General features: G+C 63.9%; 22 protein-coding genes. 9 read left to right on the forward strand and 13 right to left on the reverse strand.

The genetic code is table 11. From position 1 onward, the window contains the following. Positions 1-123 precede the first annotated feature (123 nt). Positions 124-330, reverse strand: coding sequence for a hypothetical protein (locus AVCA_RS01040; RefSeq protein ID WP_012698907.1), 207 nt, complete (start codon positions 328-330; stop codon positions 124-126). A 208-nt stretch (positions 331-538) separates the two neighbouring features. Here AVCA_RS01040 and cbpA point away from each other — a divergent pair, with 208 nt between their 5' ends. Next, complete coding sequence (gene cbpA, locus AVCA_RS01045; RefSeq protein ID WP_012698908.1) at positions 539-1,480, forward strand: curved DNA-binding protein; 942 nt, start codon at positions 539-541, stop codon at positions 1,478-1,480. Next, positions 1,462-1,782, forward strand: coding sequence for a chaperone modulator CbpM (locus tag AVCA_RS01050; protein ID WP_012698909.1), 321 nt, complete (start codon positions 1,462-1,464; stop codon positions 1,780-1,782). Before cbpA ends, AVCA_RS01050 begins: the two co-directional genes overlap by 19 nt. A 164-nt stretch (positions 1,783-1,946) precedes the next feature. On the opposite strand, the gene AVCA_RS01055 is transcribed toward AVCA_RS01050, so the two are convergent. Continuing rightward, the gene (locus AVCA_RS01055) at positions 1,947-2,750 is read right to left on the reverse strand and encodes a sulfite exporter TauE/SafE family protein (RefSeq protein WP_012698910.1); all 804 of its coding nucleotides are present in this window, start codon (positions 2,748-2,750) and stop codon (positions 1,947-1,949) included. A gap of 177 nt (positions 2,751-2,927) precedes the next feature. On the opposite strand from AVCA_RS01055, the gene AVCA_RS01060 reads away from it, so the two are divergent. Next, positions 2,928-3,755 carry an AraC family transcriptional regulator gene (locus AVCA_RS01060; RefSeq protein ID WP_236616326.1) on the forward strand — a complete coding sequence of 276 codons (828 nt, stop codon included), beginning with the start codon at positions 2,928-2,930 and terminating at the stop codon, positions 3,753-3,755. 19 nt (positions 3,756-3,774) lie between these two features. On the opposite strand, the gene AVCA_RS24145 is transcribed toward AVCA_RS01060, so the two are convergent. The 3 genes from AVCA_RS24145 to AVCA_RS01080 all read right to left on the reverse strand — a co-directional run bounded on the left by AVCA_RS24145 (position 3,775) and on the right by AVCA_RS01080 (position 7,729). Continuing rightward, positions 3,775-6,144: a TonB-dependent siderophore receptor gene (locus AVCA_RS24145; protein WP_012698912.1), complete on the reverse strand. Its 2,370-nt coding sequence runs from the start codon at positions 6,142-6,144 to the stop codon at positions 3,775-3,777. Between the two features lie 122 nt (positions 6,145-6,266). Continuing rightward, positions 6,267-7,229 carry a FecR domain-containing protein gene (locus AVCA_RS01075; RefSeq protein WP_012698913.1) on the reverse strand — a complete coding sequence of 321 codons (963 nt, stop codon included), beginning with the start codon at positions 7,227-7,229 and terminating at the stop codon, positions 6,267-6,269. Beyond that, positions 7,226-7,729 carry a sigma-70 family RNA polymerase sigma factor gene (locus tag AVCA_RS01080; RefSeq protein WP_012698914.1) on the reverse strand — a complete coding sequence of 168 codons (504 nt, stop codon included), beginning with the start codon at positions 7,727-7,729 and terminating at the stop codon, positions 7,226-7,228. The genes AVCA_RS01075 and AVCA_RS01080 overlap by 4 nt, the downstream gene beginning before the upstream one ends. Before the next feature lie 724 nt (positions 7,730-8,453). Between AVCA_RS01080 and AVCA_RS24150 the strand changes: the two genes are divergently transcribed. Then, complete coding sequence (locus tag AVCA_RS24150) at positions 8,454-8,723, forward strand: hypothetical protein (protein ID WP_012698915.1); 270 nt, start codon at positions 8,454-8,456, stop codon at positions 8,721-8,723. A gap of 386 nt (positions 8,724-9,109) precedes the next feature. Here AVCA_RS24150 and AVCA_RS01085 read toward each other — a convergent pair whose 3' ends face one another. Next, on the reverse strand, positions 9,110-9,913 hold the full coding sequence (locus AVCA_RS01085) for a hypothetical protein (RefSeq protein ID WP_236616327.1): 804 nt from the start codon (positions 9,911-9,913) through the stop codon (positions 9,110-9,112). Between the two features lie 260 nt (positions 9,914-10,173). Here AVCA_RS01085 and AVCA_RS01090 point away from each other — a divergent pair, with 260 nt between their 5' ends. Beyond that, complete coding sequence (locus tag AVCA_RS01090; protein ID WP_231876308.1) at positions 10,174-10,386, forward strand: hypothetical protein; 213 nt, start codon at positions 10,174-10,176, stop codon at positions 10,384-10,386. Between the two features lie 61 nt (positions 10,387-10,447). Here the strand turns inward: AVCA_RS01090 and AVCA_RS01095 are convergent, their stop codons facing one another. The 3 genes from AVCA_RS01095 to AVCA_RS01105 all read right to left on the reverse strand — a co-directional run bounded on the left by AVCA_RS01095 (position 10,448) and on the right by AVCA_RS01105 (position 12,586). Further along, positions 10,448-10,999: an ATP-dependent Clp protease proteolytic subunit gene (locus AVCA_RS01095; RefSeq protein WP_041806859.1), complete on the reverse strand. Its 552-nt coding sequence runs from the start codon at positions 10,997-10,999 to the stop codon at positions 10,448-10,450. A gap of 252 nt (positions 11,000-11,251) precedes the next feature. Then, positions 11,252-11,539 carry a con-10 family general stress protein gene (locus tag AVCA_RS01100; RefSeq protein ID WP_012698919.1) on the reverse strand — a complete coding sequence of 96 codons (288 nt, stop codon included), beginning with the start codon at positions 11,537-11,539 and terminating at the stop codon, positions 11,252-11,254. Between the two features lie 240 nt (positions 11,540-11,779). Continuing rightward, positions 11,780-12,586: an endonuclease gene (locus AVCA_RS01105; protein ID WP_012698920.1), complete on the reverse strand. Its 807-nt coding sequence runs from the start codon at positions 12,584-12,586 to the stop codon at positions 11,780-11,782. Between the two features lie 174 nt (positions 12,587-12,760). Between AVCA_RS01105 and AVCA_RS01110 the strand changes: the two genes are divergently transcribed. Together AVCA_RS01110 and AVCA_RS01115 are read left to right on the forward strand one after the other, a co-directional pair. Continuing rightward, complete coding sequence (locus AVCA_RS01110; protein ID WP_050764409.1) at positions 12,761-13,072, forward strand: hypothetical protein; 312 nt, start codon at positions 12,761-12,763, stop codon at positions 13,070-13,072. A gap of 90 nt (positions 13,073-13,162) precedes the next feature. After that, positions 13,163-13,354 (forward strand): CsbD family protein, encoded by a 192-nt coding sequence (locus AVCA_RS01115; RefSeq protein WP_012698922.1) that lies wholly within the window; start codon positions 13,163-13,165, stop codon positions 13,352-13,354. 434 nt (positions 13,355-13,788) lie between these two features. Here the strand turns inward: AVCA_RS01115 and AVCA_RS01120 are convergent, their stop codons facing one another. Continuing rightward, on the reverse strand, positions 13,789-14,205 hold the full coding sequence (locus tag AVCA_RS01120; RefSeq protein WP_012698923.1) for a carboxymuconolactone decarboxylase family protein: 417 nt from the start codon (positions 14,203-14,205) through the stop codon (positions 13,789-13,791). Then, positions 14,180-14,650 carry a MerR family transcriptional regulator gene (locus AVCA_RS01125; RefSeq protein ID WP_012698924.1) on the reverse strand — a complete coding sequence of 157 codons (471 nt, stop codon included), beginning with the start codon at positions 14,648-14,650 and terminating at the stop codon, positions 14,180-14,182. Before AVCA_RS01125 ends, AVCA_RS01120 begins: the two co-directional genes overlap by 26 nt. Positions 14,651-14,877: 227 nt before the next feature. On the opposite strand from AVCA_RS01125, the gene AVCA_RS01130 reads away from it, so the two are divergent. Then, positions 14,878-15,297 carry a hypothetical protein gene (locus AVCA_RS01130; RefSeq protein ID WP_231876169.1) on the forward strand — a complete coding sequence of 140 codons (420 nt, stop codon included), beginning with the start codon at positions 14,878-14,880 and terminating at the stop codon, positions 15,295-15,297. A gap of 99 nt (positions 15,298-15,396) precedes the next feature. On the opposite strand, the gene AVCA_RS01135 is transcribed toward AVCA_RS01130, so the two are convergent. Beyond that, positions 15,397-16,221 (reverse strand): alpha/beta fold hydrolase, encoded by an 825-nt coding sequence (locus tag AVCA_RS01135; protein ID WP_012698926.1) that lies wholly within the window; start codon positions 16,219-16,221, stop codon positions 15,397-15,399. Between the two features lie 193 nt (positions 16,222-16,414). Here AVCA_RS01135 and AVCA_RS01140 point away from each other — a divergent pair, with 193 nt between their 5' ends. Beyond that, positions 16,415-18,448 (forward strand): AsmA family protein, encoded by a 2,034-nt coding sequence (locus tag AVCA_RS01140; RefSeq protein ID WP_012698927.1) that lies wholly within the window; start codon positions 16,415-16,417, stop codon positions 18,446-18,448. 173 nt (positions 18,449-18,621) lie between these two features. Here the strand turns inward: AVCA_RS01140 and AVCA_RS01145 are convergent, their stop codons facing one another. Beyond that, positions 18,622-19,752: a glutamate-cysteine ligase family protein gene (locus tag AVCA_RS01145; protein WP_236616328.1), complete on the reverse strand. Its 1,131-nt coding sequence runs from the start codon at positions 19,750-19,752 to the stop codon at positions 18,622-18,624. Positions 19,753-19,756 lie beyond the last annotated feature (4 nt).

Below are 19,756 nucleotides of genomic sequence, written 5' to 3' on the forward strand. Positions count from 1 at the left end.
GACCGCTCTGGGGGACGGCGCCTCGTTCGTTGCGCCAGGCATCGGCAAAAGCCCGGACAGGAGGCTACTCCGCTCGAAAAGCCGAGAGGCGCGGCGGGGGAGTCCCGTGCCGCGCCGGTGCTCTCACACGCACAGCCCCCGCTTTTTCTGATGCGGCACCAGAGGCTGCTCGCACTCGATCCGGCTGGAGCCGTTCATTTCAGCGAGCGGCATGTCGTCGTCGAGCGCATCCAGCATGGAACCGGAACGCCGCGGCCAGGTCGCCAGGTACACGGAAAACCCCAGAAGAACCACGACCAAGGCAATGGAAACAATCGGATTGACGATCATCGACCCCTCCTAGATGCATAGGCCTTTCAATAGTTTCCTATATATAAGGTTGCGACACTATGACGCAAGAGAGGCATTGCAGGCACTCGACTTACGTCTGTAGGCGGGCGGCGGGGACGTTTCGCCCGCCCGCGACCGCCATCCGCATCGATCCCCCGGCCCCGGCGACGCGCCTAGACTGAGAAGACCCGCAACCAGGGGAGTTTCCATGGAGTTCAAGGACTATTACGCGATTCTCGGCGTGGAGCCCGGCGCCGATGCGAAGACGATCAAGACGGCCTACCGCCGGCTGGCGCGCAAGTACCACCCGGACATGAACAAGGAGGCCGGGGCGGAGAACAGGTTCAAGGAAGTGGCCGAGGCCTACGAGGTGCTGGGCAATGCGGAAAAGCGCGCCGAGTACGACCGGGTGCGCCAGTACGGCCACGCCGGCGAGCAGTTCGAGATGCCGCCGGGCTGGCAGCGAGCGGAGGGCCTCTCCGGGACGCACGAGCATTTCGGCGGCGATTTTTCCGACTTCTTCGAGTCGATCTTCGGCGCCCGGCCGGGCGCCGGCCATCATGCGCGGCCGCCGCGGCGGGGGCGCGACGTCGAGTTGGAGATGCCGCTCTTCCTCGAGGAGACCCTTGCCGAGCAGCGCAAGCCGCTCGACTATGCGGTGCCCGGCTTCGACGAGCACGGCCGGCGCATCGACCGGCCCAAGAGCCTGCACGTGAGGATTCCCGCCGGCGTCGCCGACGGCGAACGCATCCGGCTCAAGGGCCAGGGCGCGCCGGGTATCGACGGCGGGCCGAATGGCGACCTGTACCTGATCATCCGCCTGGTTCCCCACCCGATCTTCGATGTCGACGGCCGCGACCTCATTCTCACCGTGCCCCTGGCGCCCTGGGAGGCGGCGCTGGGCGCGCGGATCGAAGTGCCGATCCTGTCCGGGCGCATCAACCTGAGCATCCCGCCGAACAGCCAGAGCGGCCAGCGCCTGCGCATCAGGGGCAAGGGACTCAAGGGCAGGCAGGGCGAGGGCGATCTCTACGCCGTGCTGAAGGTGGTGATGCCGTCGCAGAGCGACGAGCGTGCCCGCCAGTTATGGGCCGAACTGCGCGATGCGGCGGGCTTCGACCCGCGCAGTCAATGGAGCAAGCAAGCATGAATACGACCCTGAGCCTGCAACTGACCCTGGAAGAATGTTGCCAACTGGTCGAGGCACCGTCCGCCAGCCTGGTCGAGATGGTCGAATACGGCATCGTCGACCCGGGCGGCAGCGCCCCCCGCGACTGGCGCTTCGACAGCGTCGCCCTGGGTCGGCTGCGCCGGGCAGTGCGCCTGCAGCGGGAACTGGAACTCGACTGGCAGGCCGTGGCCGTGGCTCTGGACCTGCTCGACGAGGTTGGGCGTCTGCGGGCCGAGAACGAGAGCCTGAGGCGGCGCCTGCTGAGGTTCATGGAGTACTGAGGCGCGTCGTCGATTCGTGCGGGAGCAAATTCGTTCGCGACCCGCGCCAAGGGCGCGGCGAACTGCCGGCGGACATGCGACGCTACGGCTTCCCTGCCTCGGAGCCAGCCCCGTCCCGCCGGGTCCGCTTCGGTGGGCGCGCGGATGCCGACGCCGCCGGCGGATCAGGCGCTCAGGGCGAGTTTTACCACCAATGCGATCAGCAGCCAGGCAAAGACGCGTTTGAGCAGTTCGGCCGGGACTCTGGAGGAAAAACGGGCGCCGAGCGGTGCGGTCAGTACGCTGCCCAGGCCCAGGCCGATGAACGCGGGAAGGTAGATGTGGCCGAGCATGGCGCTATCCCCCGGCGGACTGCTCTGGCTGGCGTGCACGATGGCGGCGAAAACCGTGACCGGCAGGCCGATGGTGGTGGAGGTGGCCACCGCTCTGGGCATGGCATGGCCGATACGGTTGAGGAAGGGAACCATGAATACACCGCCGCCGGCACCGATCAGCGAGCCGGCGATACCGATCAGGCCACCGGCCGAACGATAGACCCAGGGCGCCGTGGTATCGATGGCGTCATTCGCGGTTTTCTTTTTCGTCGGCAGTAACATGCGCACGGCGATGATCGACAGAAAGATACAGAACAACCATTTGAGCAGCGTGCCGGAAAACAAATCGATACTCAGGCTGCCGAGACCGACGCCAATCAGGCTGGCGGGTACAACGATCCTCACTATCGACCAGTCAACGTTGCCAAGTTTGTTATGGGAGAATACGGAAGAAACCGATCCGACGGACACTACCGCCATCGATGTGGCCAGGGCGACCAGGGGAGCATGTTCGGGGTCGAAGCCGAACATCGGCAAAGCCATGATCAAAAGTGGCACGGTGATCAGGGCCATGCCGACTCCGATCAGGCCGAGCAGCAAACCGCCGGCCAAACCGGCGACGAAGAAAATGCCAAGAGATAATGCGATTGTCATGGTTCAAAAGTCTCGGCGCGAAGCGCAAGGCATGCATGAGCGTTTGAGGGATCGATATTCGTCGGGTAGAGCCGTTCCGGGAAATCCGGTGCATATAGGTATTGACGCGTCCATATGGTAAGTGGCGGCGTGATGGACGACTTTTGCGAGCCGGTCAAACATTTCAGCGAGGCGGACATGCCGCTGGCGGGGCGGCGCGACCCCGATCGCTCATCGCTTCCGGTCGTGGCCGAGCGATATGGGTATCCCAAGGGACAACGGATTCCCGAACACTCGCATCGACGCGGTCAATTGATGTTCGTGACTTCGGGCGGTCTGCGCGTGCAGACCCGGCGCGGCTATTGGACCATCCCTCCCGGACGGGCCTGCTGGGTGCCCTGCGGTCTCAACCATATCGCCGAATACCCGCAGGCCGCGGAATTGGCCGTCGCCTACGTGCGTACCGACCTTTGCGAAATGCTGCCAAGCGATTGCCGCGTTCTTAATCTGGGCGCTTTGCTGCGCGAACTCGTCATCGCCGCCTACGACTTCGGCTGGGATTACGGGATCGACAGTCATGAGGCGCGCGCCATGCTCGTATTGATCGGCGAGATCGGCCGGCAGAGCAGCGCCCCGCTGTTCATTCCCGAAGGCAGGGACAACCGTCTGCGACGGGTGACGGCATTCCTGCATCGTCACCCCGACGACAAGCGAAGTCTCGAGGAATGGGCTAGCCAGGTCGGCGCCAGTGCCCGGACCCTGGCGCGCCTGTTTCGTAGCGAGACCGGACTGTCGTTCTCGCAATGGCGTCAACAACTTCACCTGACTCGAGCCGTGGAAATGCTCCTCGAAGGCGCCAGCGTCACCCAGGTCGCCTATGCCCTGGGCTATGCCAGCCCCGGTAGTTTCAGCGCCATGTTCGCGCGCAGCATGGGAGAGCCGCCGAGCCTTTATTGTCGAGCCCGGCATGGGGCTCTGGGAGTTGATGTCCTGGATCGTCATTGTTTTAAGAGGGCGATCCGGTAATGGTTTGTTCGGCGTTTTCTTAGAAGTCCCACCGAGTGGTCAGCATCATGTTGCGGGGTTCGCCGTACATTTTGCCATTACCATATCCATAGTTGCTGTAATAATACTTGTCAAGCAGGTTGTTAATGTTTAGTGTAGCAGAAACACTATCGCTGACTTGGTATTTCCCCATTGCGTTCAGCAACCAGAATGCTTCCTGCCTATATTGTCGGGTACCACCAAAGGCATCGGTTCCATCAGACCAGGTAGTCCCTTGATAGTTTGCGCCACCACCGATGGTCAGTTTATTCAATATGCCAGGCAGACGATAGGTTGTGTAAATTTTGAACTGGTTTTCAGGCTGATAAGTTGTTAGCTTTTCATTGGTTGCATCTTCCCGGATAACCTGATGGGTAAAGCCTGCCTGGATATTCCAGTCCGGCATCAGTTCGCCTGTTATTTCAAGCTCAATCCCCTTGCTTTTGGCTTTTACGCCTCTATATATAAGATAGTTCAGCTCCGGATCTCTGATGCCAGTGCTTTCGGCACGATTATCCTGGCGAATCTCGAAATAAGCCAGGCTGGCATTTAAACGGCCATTGAACCACTCGCCTTTGAAGCCAACTTCGTAACTGTCGCCTTCATCCGGGTCAAGTACCGAATTATTTGCATCCCTGGCACTTTGCGGCATAAATATTTTGGTATAACTGGCATAAACCGAGAAATTATCATTCAGGTCATAAGTGATCCCCGCAAAAGGAACTACCTCGCCGGATTCATGCATATTACTGTCGCCGCCCCGAAGATAATTGGTGACTCGTCCGCCCAAGATGACGGCAAGATCATCGGTCAAGCTGAGGCGGGTGCTGGCATAATAAGCCCTCTGGTTAATTCGATCCTCTGTTCTGGATCGAATAGCTCCCCAGTCCGGTCTTTGTATATGGCCTTCCCACTCCCAATAGTTGTCTACTGGTAGCTGAAGATAGCTGCGCCCCTTACCTTTGTGGTGGTTGTGGTAACCGCTAAATCCAAATACCAATTCGTGGGTTCGGCCAAAAAGCTCAAAGGGGCCACGTGCATAGCCTTCTAGGGCCTGAGTTCTGGTTTTATATCGGTAATAGCCAGTCTGCAATGTAGTGTTACCATTGTCGGCATTGGGTGTGGCACTTAAGCTTCCCAATTTTCCAATATAAGCATTTTTTTGAAATGTGTAATAAAGTCGACTACTCCAGCCGTTGTCGAAGCTGTGATCCAATTGAGTAAAAAAAGCATGACTGAATTCTTCGTTGTAGGCCCAGGTTGCTCCTGGGTTGAATGACCTTGATACATCAACCTCTTTGTTGTTGCTATCAAATAATCTAATGCCTCCCCACATGTCTCCATTGGGGATTCTTTTGTCATAGTTTCCGCCAATAGTCCACATCATCTGTGGCGTTAAGTCCACCTCCAATATTCCATAGAGTGCTCTGGTTTGTTCTTTGGCATGATCCTGAAATGACTGTCTGTCTTGGAAGGCAGTTGCGATACGTCCACGAACACTGCCGCTTTCATTGAGTGGGCCACCGACATCCCATTCGGTGCGATAATTATCCCAACGACCCGCTTCAGCGGTAGCATGGCCAGAAAATTCGTGGGTGGGCTTCTTGCGCACTAGGTTCAGCGTAGCGCCGGGGCCGCCAGCACCTGTAGTCAGGCCACTGGCGCCTTTAATAATCTCCACGCGATCATATTGAATCATGTCGCTTGAAGTTTGTCCCATCGAGTTTACGCTATCATCGAAAGTCGGGACGCCATCGTATTGAAAGTTTCTGATTGGATAACCCCGCGCATAATACAAAGAGCGAAAGTTACTCATGCGTTGCAACGTCACGCCCGGCGTATGCTCTATAACTTTATCGATATCGGTTAGATTGAAGTCATCCATATGCTGACGTGTAACAACGGTAACCGTCTGTGGCGTTTCGCGTGGCGTCAGCACCAATCGAGTAGCCGAAGCGATGGTGCCGGGCGTATAGGACTTGGTCTGCTCGGTGATGGTACCGAGCGCGTTGTCTTCCACGCGCATGACATCCAGGCTCATGGTGTCGCCCAGCGCGATCGGCTGAACGCTGAAGCCGCCCGTTTCGGTCATCCGCAGTTCCAGTCCGCTGCCGGCCAGGGCTCGTTCGAGCGCTTGGGTCGTCGTCATTTCACCTTCGATGGCCGGTGCCTGCTTGCCGGCGACCAGCGCGGGATCGAGCGAGATCACCTGGTTGCCCTGGCGGGCGATGCCGTTGAGCGTACTGGCCAGACTGCCGGCGGGAAGGTCGAAGAACAGGGTCTGCTGCTGCGCCATGGCTGCGCTCGTTTGCAGGCAGGATACGGCGGCGGCCAGGACGGCTGTCAGGGTACAGGAGCGGGTGAAGGGCATGAGGATCTCCTAATCCTTGTGCATACGATGGAATCAGGAGATAGGTGGGACGGGCGATGAAAAGCGGACACGAATGAGAATATTTTTTATGTCCGCCGGCCGGTTCGGTTCGGAGGTTCTCCCTAGCCCGGCCCGATCAGTACCAGCCAGGGCGTGTAACGGTCGATACGGATCGGCAGCGTCTCGGCCAGAATCCGCAGCGTCCGCTCGCTGTCGTCCAGCGAATAGACGCCCTGTACCCGCAACTGGCGGACTTCCGGCGCGACCCGGATCAGCCCGTGCCGGTATGGCCGCAAGGCGTCGATGACGGCGGACAGCGGCTCGTCCAGCACGCTCAGGCGGCCCTCCAGCCAGTCGGCCCGATAACCTTCGCCCGCCCCCAGGCGTTCGATCCGCCGGGTGTGCAGCAAGGCCGATTCGCCCTGCGCCACATCGAGAAAATGCCCATCCGGCAGGCTGAGGCGCACGTTGTGCTCCAGTACGAGCACTCGGGTCGCATCGGCCTCCTGGCGTACCAGATAGCGGGTGCCGAGGGCCATGATTTCGCCTTGTCCGGTGCGGACCAGGAAGGGTCGCGCCCGGTCGGGCGCGACCTGGACGACCAGTTCGCCCCGGCGCAGCAGCAGCAGGCGTTGCCGGTCGTCGAATGCCAGATCCACCGCGCTCTCGGCATTGAGGGTCAAGCGGCTGCCGTCGTCCAGGGCGAATGCGCGTCGCTCGCCCGTAGCGGTGCTCAGATCGGCGAACAACGCCTGGCCTGGACGGCTACGGGCGCCAAGCCACAATCCGCCCCCCAGCAGGCCGAGCCCGGCAAAGGTGCGCAGCAGATCGCGCCGGCTGGTGTCGGGTTGCAGCAATATCGCGCGAACATTCTTTCGGGGCAGGCGGTGATCGAGGCTGCGCAAGGTGTCGTAAGGCCCGCCCAGCCGGTTTTGCAGACGGCTCCAGGCGTCGGCGTTCGCCGGATCGCCGGCGATCCAGGCATCGAGTGCCGCCAGCAGCCGGGCATCGGGTTTTTCCGCGCGCAAACGCACCATCCAGTCGATGGCTTCTTCCGCCGCCCGGTCGAGCCGTTTTTCGTTCATGGAAGATCGATCAGGTAGCAGTGGCTCAAGGCCTGTTTCATGTAGCGCCTGACCGTGCGTTCGGAAACACCCAGCAATTGCGCGATCTCGGTATAGCCGAGGCCATCGATCTGGCTATAGAGGAAGGCCGTTTTCACCGCCAGCGGGAGGCCGTCCAGGGTTCGGTCGATCAGCGTCAGGGCTTCCTGCAGCAGCGTTCTTTCTTCCGCTGAGGGCGCCAGCCCTTCGGGAAGCGTGGCCAGATAGTCGAGATAGGTTTTCTCCAGTTGACGCCGCCGGTAGCGGTCGAACATCAGGCGGCGCGCAATGGTCGACAGGTAGGCGCGGGGTTGCTGGATTTCGTCCGTGTCGATACGGGAGCTCAACACCTGGCAGAAGGTTTCCGATGCGGTGTCTTCCGCGTCGGCCCGGTTGCTCAACTGGCGTTGCACGTGCCGGAGCAGCCAGTGGTGGTGGCTGTTGAAAAAGGATTCCAGCTTGCCGCTCGTCGGACTCGACATGGGATAGATTCATGCAGATGAAAAACATTCTCATCTTATCCGTGTCACCCGGGTTCGGCAATCGACCCGGCGCGCGGCAAGCCCCGGCCTTCCGGGCCGGGGAAGGATAGCGCGGACAGCTCATGCTCCTTCCGCCGTCGAACTCCGCCGGCTCCGCCTCGAAGTCGGTACAGGCCCTGGCGAAGATGCCATGGCGACACCTGACCAATGAGCACCGGGTACATATGTGGCAGGACAGCGTAATACCCGTCGTTGTTCATCGGCCGGAAAATATACCGCTCTCCACCCGACCGTACTTCATGAGCAATTGCCTGAATCCGTCGTCCCGACAGGTTTCGCATGGGGCCGCTGAGTATGGGGCCTGGCCGAAAGCGGAATGCTCGAGATCCATTCGAAAAAGCCAGAGCTTCGGTTCCGGTATTCGCCGCGATATTTTTATCGAGGATTTCCGCAATTGTAATCGGACTGTTGATCGAGCATCGATATGGCATGGCTCTTCACGGGTTCTTCACGTTTCGCGTCGATATGCACGAAATTTTTACCTATGACCGAAGTTAAACTTGTAGACAATGTGGGCATTATTCGAGAGTTCAATACTGGAAAGCTACCGCTCGTCGCCAAGTCTGTCCGGGAAGAGCAATTTTTACATTTTAATACTTAACTACTGAGGGTCGGGCAGGCTTGACCGGTCCATCGCACCATCACGCTCTGGAGTCGGCTGAATATGAATGGGTTTGCACGTTGCGCTTATCGGCGTCTGGAATTGGCACATGTCTATCGCGATACCGCCAATGAATTGTGTGGCGAAGCCGGTGACAGGGGAGCGGCAAGGTTCTTCAAGAAAAGAGCCTACTACGAGACGGTGCGCGCCCATGCACTGCTCGAAATATTGGGAGATACCTCCCACAGCAAATCGATAGAGCTGCGATGGACACCGGACGAGTCGTTGCCGGGCGTTCCGGAAAACGAGGATCTTTATGCCGAGTCGACTTGATTAGTAAGGGTCGATCGGGGCCAGGGTCGTGCCGGAGGCGCATTGAGCGGTAGGCCGGTCGGAAGGCGATTTCCCGAACTTCGCCGGATGCCCGCTCACACGACCCCAGGTCGGCAGTGAATACAGGGCGATGTTATTGCCGTGAATATGGCAACCACAGATAACAGGGGCTTCGAGGATTCCCGATAGCGATTCCTCTCGAAGTCGGCAGGCGAAATCTTTCGGGACGCTGCAAGTTCCGGCCCGGGACAAGGCTCGGGCACGGCCTGACAAGAGAAGGTGCGAAGTCGCCCCGGGCGTTTGCCCGGCAAGTGTCTCGACGATCCCGCAGGATGAGCCACTCGATTGAGCGGGGGCGTTTCGCAGCAGGCATGTCCTTCCAATCGTCAACCTGCGCGCGGACCTTCGCGCAGATATCCGCCGGCGTAGCCCCGGATCGGACTGCCGTAGACATCGGCCAGCCCGAGTACGTCGCGGGCGAAATCCATCCAGGCTTCCAGCATCTCGGGGGTGCCGTTCAAGGCGCCGATCTTGGTCCGCCCGGAACGCGGTTCGACCCGGCTGTACATCACGGCGATACCGAGAATGGCGGAGGCTTCCGGGACTTCCGGTATCTCCCGGCCCATGGCATCGGCGAATTCGAACCCGCCCACACGCAGCCGCTCGAGCGAGCGCACCTGCGCGATGCCTGTTTCGATGCGTCGGGCCAGTACCTCGGGACTGAGCTTTTGCCAGGCCGCGCGGGAGGCCAGTCGCCAGGCGCGCATCTCTTCCGGCGCGATACCGGGGCAGCGGCCGAGATAGGCGGCGTTCAGGCAGTGGTCGGCGGCCGCCGCCAGGCGCAGCTCCCGGGTTGGGTCGATGCCGAGCAGGGTGCAGACCTGCCCGAGCGAGGCGCCTTCCCAGAAACGCTCGGGCGGCATGCTGAAGCCGGGATCGTCCTCGCGATGGTGGTCGACCACCAGGTCCCGCGGGACACCGCCGTCGGCCAGGGCGCATTCGACCCAGACGACGGGGCCGCGATGCCGGCCCGGCCGTGCCGAGGCACGCTCGGCGGCATAGGCATTGCCGGCATGCACCCGTCGTTCGCCGGCCATGGCATGGGCGACCTCGTGTCCGACTTTCCGAACCAGGTCCTCGATGATGGTCATCTCGGGGTCGCGTGCTCCGAGTACGAACAGGTAGTGCATGATCGGTCTCCGGGGCCGGGTATTTTCATCCGGCGCGGGGCGGACCGGCTTGCCGGGCGGGGCGATGATCCGTATTCCGCAAGGGAAGACCATGGCGTCTCGGATCGGGGGCAATTGTCCCCGGCGAGTCTATCCGCGAAGGCGCGGGATGCCGGAGCCGGCCTCTTGACGGACGGTCGCGCGTCCGTCGAACGCTTCGATCCCGGCGTCCCTCTAATTCATCGGAACCCCTACTTGTGCCGGAACTGGCGGAGGTGGCTATGAGTCATGAGCGAGATGGAGAAAGGTCGTATCCGGGGCCGTGCGGCCCCATCGTGAACCGGGGGCGCTCCCAATCGTATCCGGACCACGAGGTCGGTGTCGACGAAGGCGAGATCCCGCCGGACGCCTACGACGAGGCGGTGGTGACGGATCGGGAAACCGGCGAAATGGAGCCGGAGCACGTGGAGTGGGAAGAGCGGAATCCGTGCTGAACGCCCCGGCGGCAAGGACCCCGGACTCTATCGGCGGCGGCGCGAAGCGCTTCGCGTCGCCTCAGGAGTGGATGCACCAACTGGTCGTGTCGGCGGACATGCCGGGGTCTTCCACGGCATGGATGAGTCCGGCGGCGAGGGCTTCGTCGGGCGTCAGGATCTTCGAGTCGGCGGTCAGATACTGGGAAACGTCCAGGGGGTCCATGGCTCCTAGAGTGCGTTCCGCGACGATGCGCGCATAAAGAACCCGGTCGAAATCCAGGCTCATGGCGTATTCGGACATTCTGGCGTGGTCGACCGAACCGTGGATGGTCCAGTGGAAAGGGTGGAAGAGAAACTTGCTGTGCTGGCAGGCGGTGCGTCGTTGCCCGGCGAGAAAGATGATATTGCCCATGGACTCGACGGTACCCAGATTATGGGTGTTGACCGGAATGGGAAGAGAAACCAGGAAATTATAGAGAGAAAAGCCGTAACTGCATTCTCCGCCCATGGTAGCGATCTTTATGGTGAGTTCGGAGGCATCCTGCTTTATCGCCTGTGAACATTTGTTGATGAGCTGCCCGCACGTCGAAGAGTTTATCGGCCCCGTGAAGTGGATGATGTGAGTGGTCATCTATTACTTCTCTCGTGGTTGGCGTCACCATGGCTGTTCATGACATCCGCCATGTTCCTGCTGTGGCATCCGTTGACGCGGCGGTTGCCGTTGCGGCCTGCGGGCGTGCGGTACCGGATGAGCGCTACCCTTCGAACGGGTCGTGACGCCGGCGGTGTCTCGTCTTGCGCACCAGGGAAACCTCGAGTGCCCGGAACAGCCTTACGTTGGCCATTGGGAGGAGCGAAGGCCGGAGCCTCCGCTCTTTCCGGGTCAGCTCTTGCGGCCACCGCCGTGGCTGTGCTGGCCACCCTTGCGGCCAGCCTCGGCGGCTCTTTCGCGGTCGTTCGCGAAGTTTCCGCCACTGTTGCGGCCGCCCTTGCTGCCGGCTTCGGAAGCACGCTCCGGATCGTTCCTGAAGTTGCCCCCGCTGTGCTGGCCGCCCTTGCTGCCGATTTCCTGATAGAACTCGCGGTCGTGGCTGGCGGCGGTTGTCTCACCGCCCTTGCGCCCCGCTTCGCTTACACTCATCTTACCTTTGTTACCCTTGTCTTCAGTCATGACGACCTCCAATCGTTTAGGCAAACAACAAGTAGAGTGCCTCGCTTCGCTTACCCTTATCAGCGACACTCACTGTTATGGAGTCGCATTGGTGCGGGCAGTTCCGCTTTTTTCGGCCCGACTCGCGTCGCATCGGATGCATTTTCTTCGCCGGAGCCCGTTCGGCCGGGCATTCCGCCGCGTGATAAAAGGCGGCTCCCTCGATTTCGCAGAATAGCTGCCCGATATCGGCTCTTCCAATCAGCGCTTCGGCAGAGTGTCGAGAAGATTGTCCAGAGTGTCCCGTATCAGGCGCCGGGCGGTATCGAGCAGGCCGGTCATGGCCCCGGCGAAGCCGCAGCGCCACAGCTCGACCTCGCCGACATAGGGGTTGCCCCAGCCCATCCGGCAGGCGATTTCCCGGTTGCGCCGGCGTTCCCGGGCGCTGACCGGGTACTGGCGGTTCCAGGCTTCGTACAGTTGCCGGTCCTGCCGGGACAGGCGCAGCCCGTAGCGGTCGTGCATGTACAGCTGGATACGCGCCACGGCGCCGCGCACCTCCTCGGGCGGCATGGCCTTGCGCGCCTGGAAGTCGACGACCATCCGGCATTGCCCGTACTGGCCGGAACTCCCGCCCAGCATGGCGAAGCCGAAGTTGCTGCGGTCGCCGTTGACCTCGCCGATCGCCGGCACCAGGTTGTGCAGGTCGGCCTCGGCCCGGGCGAAGACCGGATCGTTGGCCGTGCAGTGATCGCGCCCGCCCTTTTTCCAGCACTGGCGCTGATGGCCGATGACCCAGGCGGGCACCACGTGTTCCCACTCCAGCCGGCCGGCGCGTTGCGGATTCTTGCGCGGCCGGTAGCCGCAACTGGCGAGGTCGATGCGATTGCCCTGGTAACGGCAGCCGCAATAGAACGTGAGCGGATCGTCGGCATGGATGTCCCGGGCGATTCGCTTCGCCTCGCCGAAGGTGGCGGGAGGCCGGATATCCGTGAACAGGGCGCCGGCGACGGCCAGGGCGATGCCGGCGAGCAGCGAAACGATCTTCTTGGCGGCCGGGGGCTTCATCGACGCGGCTCCATCTGTCGACCAGGGCGGGGATTCTACCGAGGCCGCCGTCCGCCCATCCGTCGGCCTTCCGTCCGCGGGGCCGGATGGGCACGCACTTTCGGTGGGTTCGACTGTCACAGCAACGATGTCGTAATGAACTGTTACGAAATGCAATGCCAGGGAGGGCGGCTGATGATACTTGCCATCGTGCTTTTCGTTTGTTTCGCGTGCTTTGTCCTGTTCATGGTCGGGGTCGGCCTGGGGCGCTGGCTGCGCGCGCCTTCCCGTCCCGAGGCGAGCCTCGAGGAGGTGGCGGACGATGCCGGGCTGTTCGTCGGCTGGGACGGGCTCTCGCCCATGGAGCGCAAGCGGCGCTTGGCGCTTTACCAGCAGCGGGTGCTGGCGCGCAGCGCCGAGCAGGATCGGGCCTGGCTGCAGGCTCGGATGCGCGAGTGTCTGGCGAACGACTGGAGCGAACGGCCCCGTGCCGCGCGGAGATTCTAGGTTCTTGCACCGTTCGTCGGGGCTCGTCAAACCATGGCGGCTTCGCGCCGGTCCATTCAGGTGTCACTCATTGAAACAAGGAGACGACACATGGGCAGCACTTCGGACAAAGTCAAAGGCAATGCGAACGAACTGGCCGGCAAGATCAAGAAGGGCGTCGGCGGCGCCACCGACGATCCGGCCCTGGAAAACGAAGGTCGCGCCCAGGAGTCCCGGGGCAAGGCCCAACAGGTGAAGGGCGACGTGAAGGACTCGCTCAAGCGCGGTATCGACCGGGCCTGAGTCTCGAGACGGCGCGACGGGCCGGCCGATCCGCGCACGCCGCCGTCTCGTTCTCGCCAATGCCCGCTCCGGCGGGCATTGTCTTTTCCGAATGGCATGCCGAGCGACGAGAGGGCGCCTAGGGTCTGTTGCCGTTTCGGCGCAAGCCGCGTTGCCGCGAGAAATGGCTCCCGGTTAGGCCGCGCCCGCTCCCGGCGGGCTTGCGGCATTCACTCCATCCATGGAGATTGCGCAGGACGCAGGCAATGGTCATTCCCTTGCCAAGTCCTGCAACGACAGCGGGAGCCATTTCCCGCGCAACCCGAAGGGCCGGGCCGGTTTTTGCGCGGTGTGTCGTTACTCGACGGCTCATCTGGACGACCAGACTTCGCGTCTCGTGCTAACCCCGCGCAAAAACCGGCTCCGGCGCGGTCGCGGCGAAACGGCAACAGACCCTAACCTTTCCCAGCGGCGCGCGGGTCGATACCGCGGTCGTCGAATACCTCGCGTGCCGCCGCCACGCCGTTCAGGGCGCTGGGAAAGCCGGCATAGACCGCCATCTGCAGGATCACGTCGATGATCGCCGCCGGTTCGCAGCCCACGTTCAGGGCGCCGCCGATATGCACCTTCAACTGCGGCTGGGCATTGCCCATGGCCGTCAGCGCCGCGACGGTCGCCAGTTCCCGGGTGCAGTAGTCGAGCCCGGGGCGGGAGAAGACGTCGCCGTAGCTGAAGTCGAGGATCCAGTCGGCCAGTTCCGGGGCGATGTCCCGCAACGAGTCGATCACGTTCCGCCCGGCGCCGCCGGCGATTTCCGTCAGTGCGGCTTCGCCCCGGGCGCGGCGGTCATTTTCGGGCGTTTGGCTGGCCATGCCGGTCATGCTCGCTCCTATCAGAATGATCGAAAGAAGGTTGTTGATCGCGATTGGCGGAAGATTCACGGGCGCTCACCTCGTCCTCGAGTTGTCGATAAATGTCGATCTTCCCGTCGAGCGCTGCCAGGGACCGGCCCAGTTCGTCGAGTCGCCGCGCGACCGCTTGCCGATGCTCCTCGAGCAGTTGCCGCCGCGCGGCCAGGGTGGTTTCGCCCTGCCGGCGCAGTTCGGCATAGCGCTGCATCCGCCGGATCGGCATGCCGGTGCTCCTCAGTCGCAGCAGGAATTCGATCCAGAGCAGGTCCTTCTCGACGAAGACCCGGTGTCCGCTGCTGTCGCGGCCCACGGGGTCGAGCAGGCCGATGCGCTCGTAGTAGCGAAGCGTGTGCGCGCTCAGGCCGAAACGGGCCGCTAGCTGCGAGATGGTCAGGTATTTGCTCATGGGAGGAGCCTAGAGGTTCGAGTGCGCTCCAAGTCAAGGGCTCCTGCGGGCCCGGACCGGGCTCCGGTTCGGCGCGCTGCGCAGTTCGAAGCAGAACTCTCGTTCCAACTCGGGGTCGCATAAGACGTGCCTTCGAGCGTTTCGGTCGGGCCTGCCCCGCCGGTTCCGGCCGCTCGATCGCCGTATCGCCTTTTCCGATAGAGGGTTGCCTGACCATGAAACGCTGTATGACCAGGGTAATGCTCGTTGGCCTGTTCGCTTTCTTCGCCGTGGGCCAGGCCTCGGCGAGCCTGCAGGAGCGCAATGCCGGCGCCGCGGCCGGCGTCACCGAGCCGAGGGGAGGCAATCCATGGGCGGCTAGCGCCGCCGCCGTGGGCACGAATGGCCATTTGCTCGCCCACGAGAACGATCGTCATCGGCATGACCATCACGATGGGCACCATCGCCACGACGGGTACCACGAACGCTACCGGATCGCCGAGCGTTACCACGATCATGGACGGGCGCATCGGGAGGCGGCAATTCGGCGCCACAGGGCCATGGAGCGGCGCCGGGCCATCGAACGCCACAGGGAGGCCCACTTCCGTGAAGAGGCCTATCACCACCATCACGACCACCATGAGGTGTTCGAGCACGCCGGTCGCTGAGTCGGCGCGATCGCCGGGGCGGCGGACCGGCCGCCCCGCTTTCGCCGATGCCGCCTTGCCGATGCCCGCCTCGGCGGGCATTGCCTTGTCCGGGGTCTTTCAGCCCTCGATGACGAAGCGCAGCAGTTCGTGGTTGAAGCGCTCGACCTCGATCTGCGCCAGACCGTGCGAACCGCCCGGATAGACGCTCAGGACGGCGTTCGGCACCAACTGCGCGGCGCGCCTGGCCGAGGCCTCGATCGGCACGATCTGGTCGTCGTCGCCGTGCACGATCAAGGTCGGCACGTCGATCTTTTTCAGGTCTTCGCTGAAATCGGTTTCGGAGAACTGCGCGATGCAGTCGTGGACCGGCTTGATCCCGGCGTTCATGCCCTGTAGCCAGAAAGCGTCGCGCAGTCCCTCGGAAACCTTCGCGCCGGGGCGGTTGAAGCCGTAGAAGCTGGCCGGCAGTTCCTTGAAGAATTGCGCGCGGTTCTCCTGCACGCTCCGGCGGATACCGTCGAACACCTCCTTCGGCACCCCGTCGGGGTTGCCGGGGGTCTTCAGCATCAGCGGCGTCACCGCACCCAGCAGCACCACCTTGGCGATCCGCGCCGTGCCGTGCCGGCCGATATAGCGGGCCACCTCGCCGCCGCCGGTGGAGTGGCCGACCAGCACGGCGTCGCGCAGATCCAGCGCCTCCAGCAACTGCGCCAGATCGTCGGCGTACTGGTCCATGGTGTTGCCGTCCCAGGTCTGCTCCGAACGGCCGTGGCCGCGGCGGTCGTGGGCGATCACCCGGTAGCCGCGCGGGCCGAGGAACAGCATCTGGGCATCCCAGGCATCGGCGCAGAGCGGCCAGCCGTGGGAGAAGACGATCGGCTGGCCCGATCCCCAGTCCTTGTAGAAGAGGGTGGTGCCGTCTTGGAGCGTCAGCGTGGACATGCGCGGATTTCCTCGTATGGGCCGTGATGGCGGCGGGACCGGAGGCTGCTCCCGGCCCGCCCTATCGATTACGACTTTGCCGCCGGGCGTTAGTGCCGGCCGGGACCGCTCATCGTTGCCGCAGGAGTCATCGCCGCGTTTCGCCAGTCGATAGGAAAAGCGCTGCCCGCGGGGACGGCAGCCGGAGAACGATATGACGCGTAGCGGAAAGATCCTCGTCTGGGCGCTCGGCGGTCTGGCGGCACTGATCGCCATTCTCGTCGTGCTCGTCGCGACCTTCGACTGGAACCGGCTCAAGCCGCGGATCAACGCCCAGGTCTCCGAAGCCCTGAAGCGTCCCTTCGCCATCGAGGGCGACCTGGCGGTGAACTGGCGGCGCCCGGCGGAGGAGTCCGGCTGGCTGCCCTGGCCGCGGATCAGCGCCGAAGCGCTGCGCCTGGGCAATCCGGACTGGGCCGAAGGCGAGCGCTTCGTCAGCCTCGAACGGGTCGAACTGAGCCTGTCGCCGCTGGCCCTGCTCGGCAGGACCGTGCGTATTCCGCAGATCACGCTGGGCGGGCCGGAGGCCAGCCTCCAGCGCCTGGCCGACGGCCGCGCCAACTGGACTTTCGAGCAGGGCGACGAGGCCGAAGACAAGAAGCCCTCGCCCTGGACCCTCGATATCGGCACCGTCCAGTTCGACCGGGCCCTGGTGCGTCTGGACGACCGGGTGCTCAAGGCCGACCTGCAGGTGGAGGTCACGCCTCTCGGCGCGCCGATCCCTTTCGAGCAGATCGTCGGCGAGGCGCAGGCCGGGCGCGCCGCCCGTGGCGGCGGCCGGCCCCAGGACTACGCCTTCGCCTGGAAGGCGCAGGGCCGCTACCAGGGCCAGCCGCTCTCCGGCGAGGGCAAGGTCGGCGGGCTCCTGGCCCTGCAGGACAGCGAATTGCCGTTCCCCGTGCAGGTCGACCTGCGCGCCGGGAAGAGCCGCCTGCGCGCCGAGGGCACCCTGGTCTCGCCACGCACGCTCAGCGTCCTGGATCTGCGCCTGCGCCTGTCGGGCGACAGCCTCGCCGACCTGCATCCGCTGATCGGCGTGACCCTGCCGGATACCGCGGCCTATTCCACCGAGGGGCGGCTGAGCGCCGACCTGCGCGCCGCGGACGGCGCCGAGTACCGCTATCGCGACTTCAGCGGCAAGATCGGCGACAGCGACATCCACGGCAACCTCGCCTACGTGGCGGGCAAGCCACGGCCCAAACTGTCCGGCGAACTGACCTCCAACCAGTTGCTGTTCCGCGACCTCGGCCCGCTGATCGGTGCCGACACCGGGACCAAACGCGAGGAGTCCGGGCAGCCGCCGGACAAGGCCCTGCCGGTGGAGGAGTTCCGCACCGAGCGCTGGCGCGACATGGACGCCGACGTGCGCTTCGAGGGCAAGCGCATCGTCCGGAGCAAGGAGTTGCCGATCACCGATCTGTCCGTCCAGGTGCATCTCGAGAACGGCAGGCTGCGCCTCGAACCGCTGCGCCTGGGCGTCGCCGGCGGACGCCTGGATACCGCGATCGCCCTCGACGGCCGGCGGACGCCGCTGGACGGCCAGGCCCGGGTGAGCATCCGCGGCCTCGAACTCAAGCGCCTGTTCCCCACCGTCGAGACCATGCGCGACAGCCTCGGCGAGCTGAACGGCGACGCCAACCTGAGAGGCACCGGCAACTCGGTGGCCGCCCTGCTCGGCTCGGTCGGCGGCGAACTGAAGCTTCTGGTCGACGACGGCACCATCAGCCGGGCGCTGATGGAACTCGCCGGACTGAATGTCGGCAGCTACGTCGTCGAACGCCTGTTCGGCGACGAGGAGGTCCCGATCAACTGTGCGGCGGCCGACGTCGGCTTCAAGAACGGCCTGGCGACCCCGCGGCTGTTCGTCTTCGACACGGAAAACGCGGTGATCAATATCGACGGCTCGGTCGACTTCAAGAGCGAGGCGATGGATCTCGACATCGTGCCCAAGTCCAAGGGGGTGCGGATCATCTCGCTGCGCTCGCCGCTGTACGTGCGCGGCACCTTCAAGAACCCCGATCCGGGGGTGCATGCCGAAGGCCTGATCGCGCGCGGTGCCGGCATGGCGGTTCTCGGCGCCGCCGTCGCTCCGGTGGCCGGCCTGCTCGCGCTCGTCGCGCCGAGTAGCGGAGAGCCGAACAAGTGCGGACCCCTGCTGGAGCGGATGAAGGCCGGCCGGGCGGATTGAGGGCCGCCGTCTTCTTGCCTCTCCCCGAGGGCGAGGGGGGCGGGTTCTCGCCATCTTCCCCGGCGCGATTGCGCGCTCTCTGCACTGATTTGCCGGAGCTCCGCTCTCTCCCCTCTCCCTTCAGGGAGAGGGGCCGGGGGAGAGGGTGCCATCGGCCCAGCGGCAGTGATGGCTCAGCAGGCCGCCGCCCGCGGCAGAGTGTCGGCCAGCCCGCCCGGATGGAACAGTCGATCGTTGGCGAGCAGGTCGTGGGCCGGCGTGCTGCGGCTCGACAGCAGCCGCGCCAGGGGCGCGAGGCCGGCGACGGCGGTCTCGTTGCCGGCGCGGTCGAGGGCCTCGGCGGCGGCGTACAGGGCGGCGCGGGCGCCGTTGCGGATCTCGGCATCGTCGAAGGCGTGCAGCGCGGCGCGCCGGTACAGCGCCACGTCCGGGGTTTCGCTGCGCCCGCGCAGGTTGTTCGCCAGGCAGATGCCGGTCAGCAGGTGGCAGCAGGCGGCGAGCAGTTCCACCGAGGGCATGGCGTCGAAGGCCTTGAACTCGATGCGTCCGGCCTCCCGCGCCAGCCGCGCCGGGCGCAGCAGCGGCGAGCGTTCGGCCTGCTCGGCGTACTCTTCGAGGCCGAGGAACAGCTTGACCGCCGGGCGCTGCTCGCAGCGCAGCCAGGTGCGCCGCGACCAGCCGTGCCAGGGCTGGCCGGCGCAGTATGGCGAGCTGAAGCTGAAGGGCACGATGTAGGGCGCGTAGTAGTTGAGCTTGCGCGCGGCGTCGAGGTTGCGCCGGGTGCTCCAGTCGGGCAGCGACAGGTTGAGGTCCGGGCCGTAGGTCAGCATCGACAGCTCCATGCCCTCGTACTCGCGGTCGCCGGCACGCAGGCGCCGTTCGAAGGCGTTGAGCGGCGGCTGGTAGCCGTACCGGGTGCGCAGCGGGTCGAAGCCGGCGATGGCCAGGCCCAGGCCGTCGCGTTCGAGGCGCGCGGCGAGCTGGCGCTCGATGTCGAGCAGACAGTCGATCGCGACCGCGACGCTCGGGCGCGGCGGGGTGCGGATTTCCACGCCCTTGGCGACGAAGCCGACGAGGCGCCCCTCCAGGTCGAAGCGCTCGTCGCCTTCCAGATACCAGTAGCCGTTGCGGATACCCAGGTCGCCCTCGGCCAGCTCCGGGTCGCCGAGGCCGGGCTTGTCGGCCAGCAGCTCGGCGAGCCGGGGGACGTCCAGGGCGTGGATGTCGCGCAGGCGCCCGGCCTGCGGGCCACGGGTATCGACCAGCAGGTATTCGAATTCGATGCCGTAGTGCACCGCCGGCATCGGC

This window comes from Azotobacter vinelandii CA (assembly GCF_000380335.1).
GTDB classification, from domain to species: Bacteria; Pseudomonadota; Gammaproteobacteria; order Pseudomonadales; family Pseudomonadaceae; genus Azotobacter; species Azotobacter vinelandii.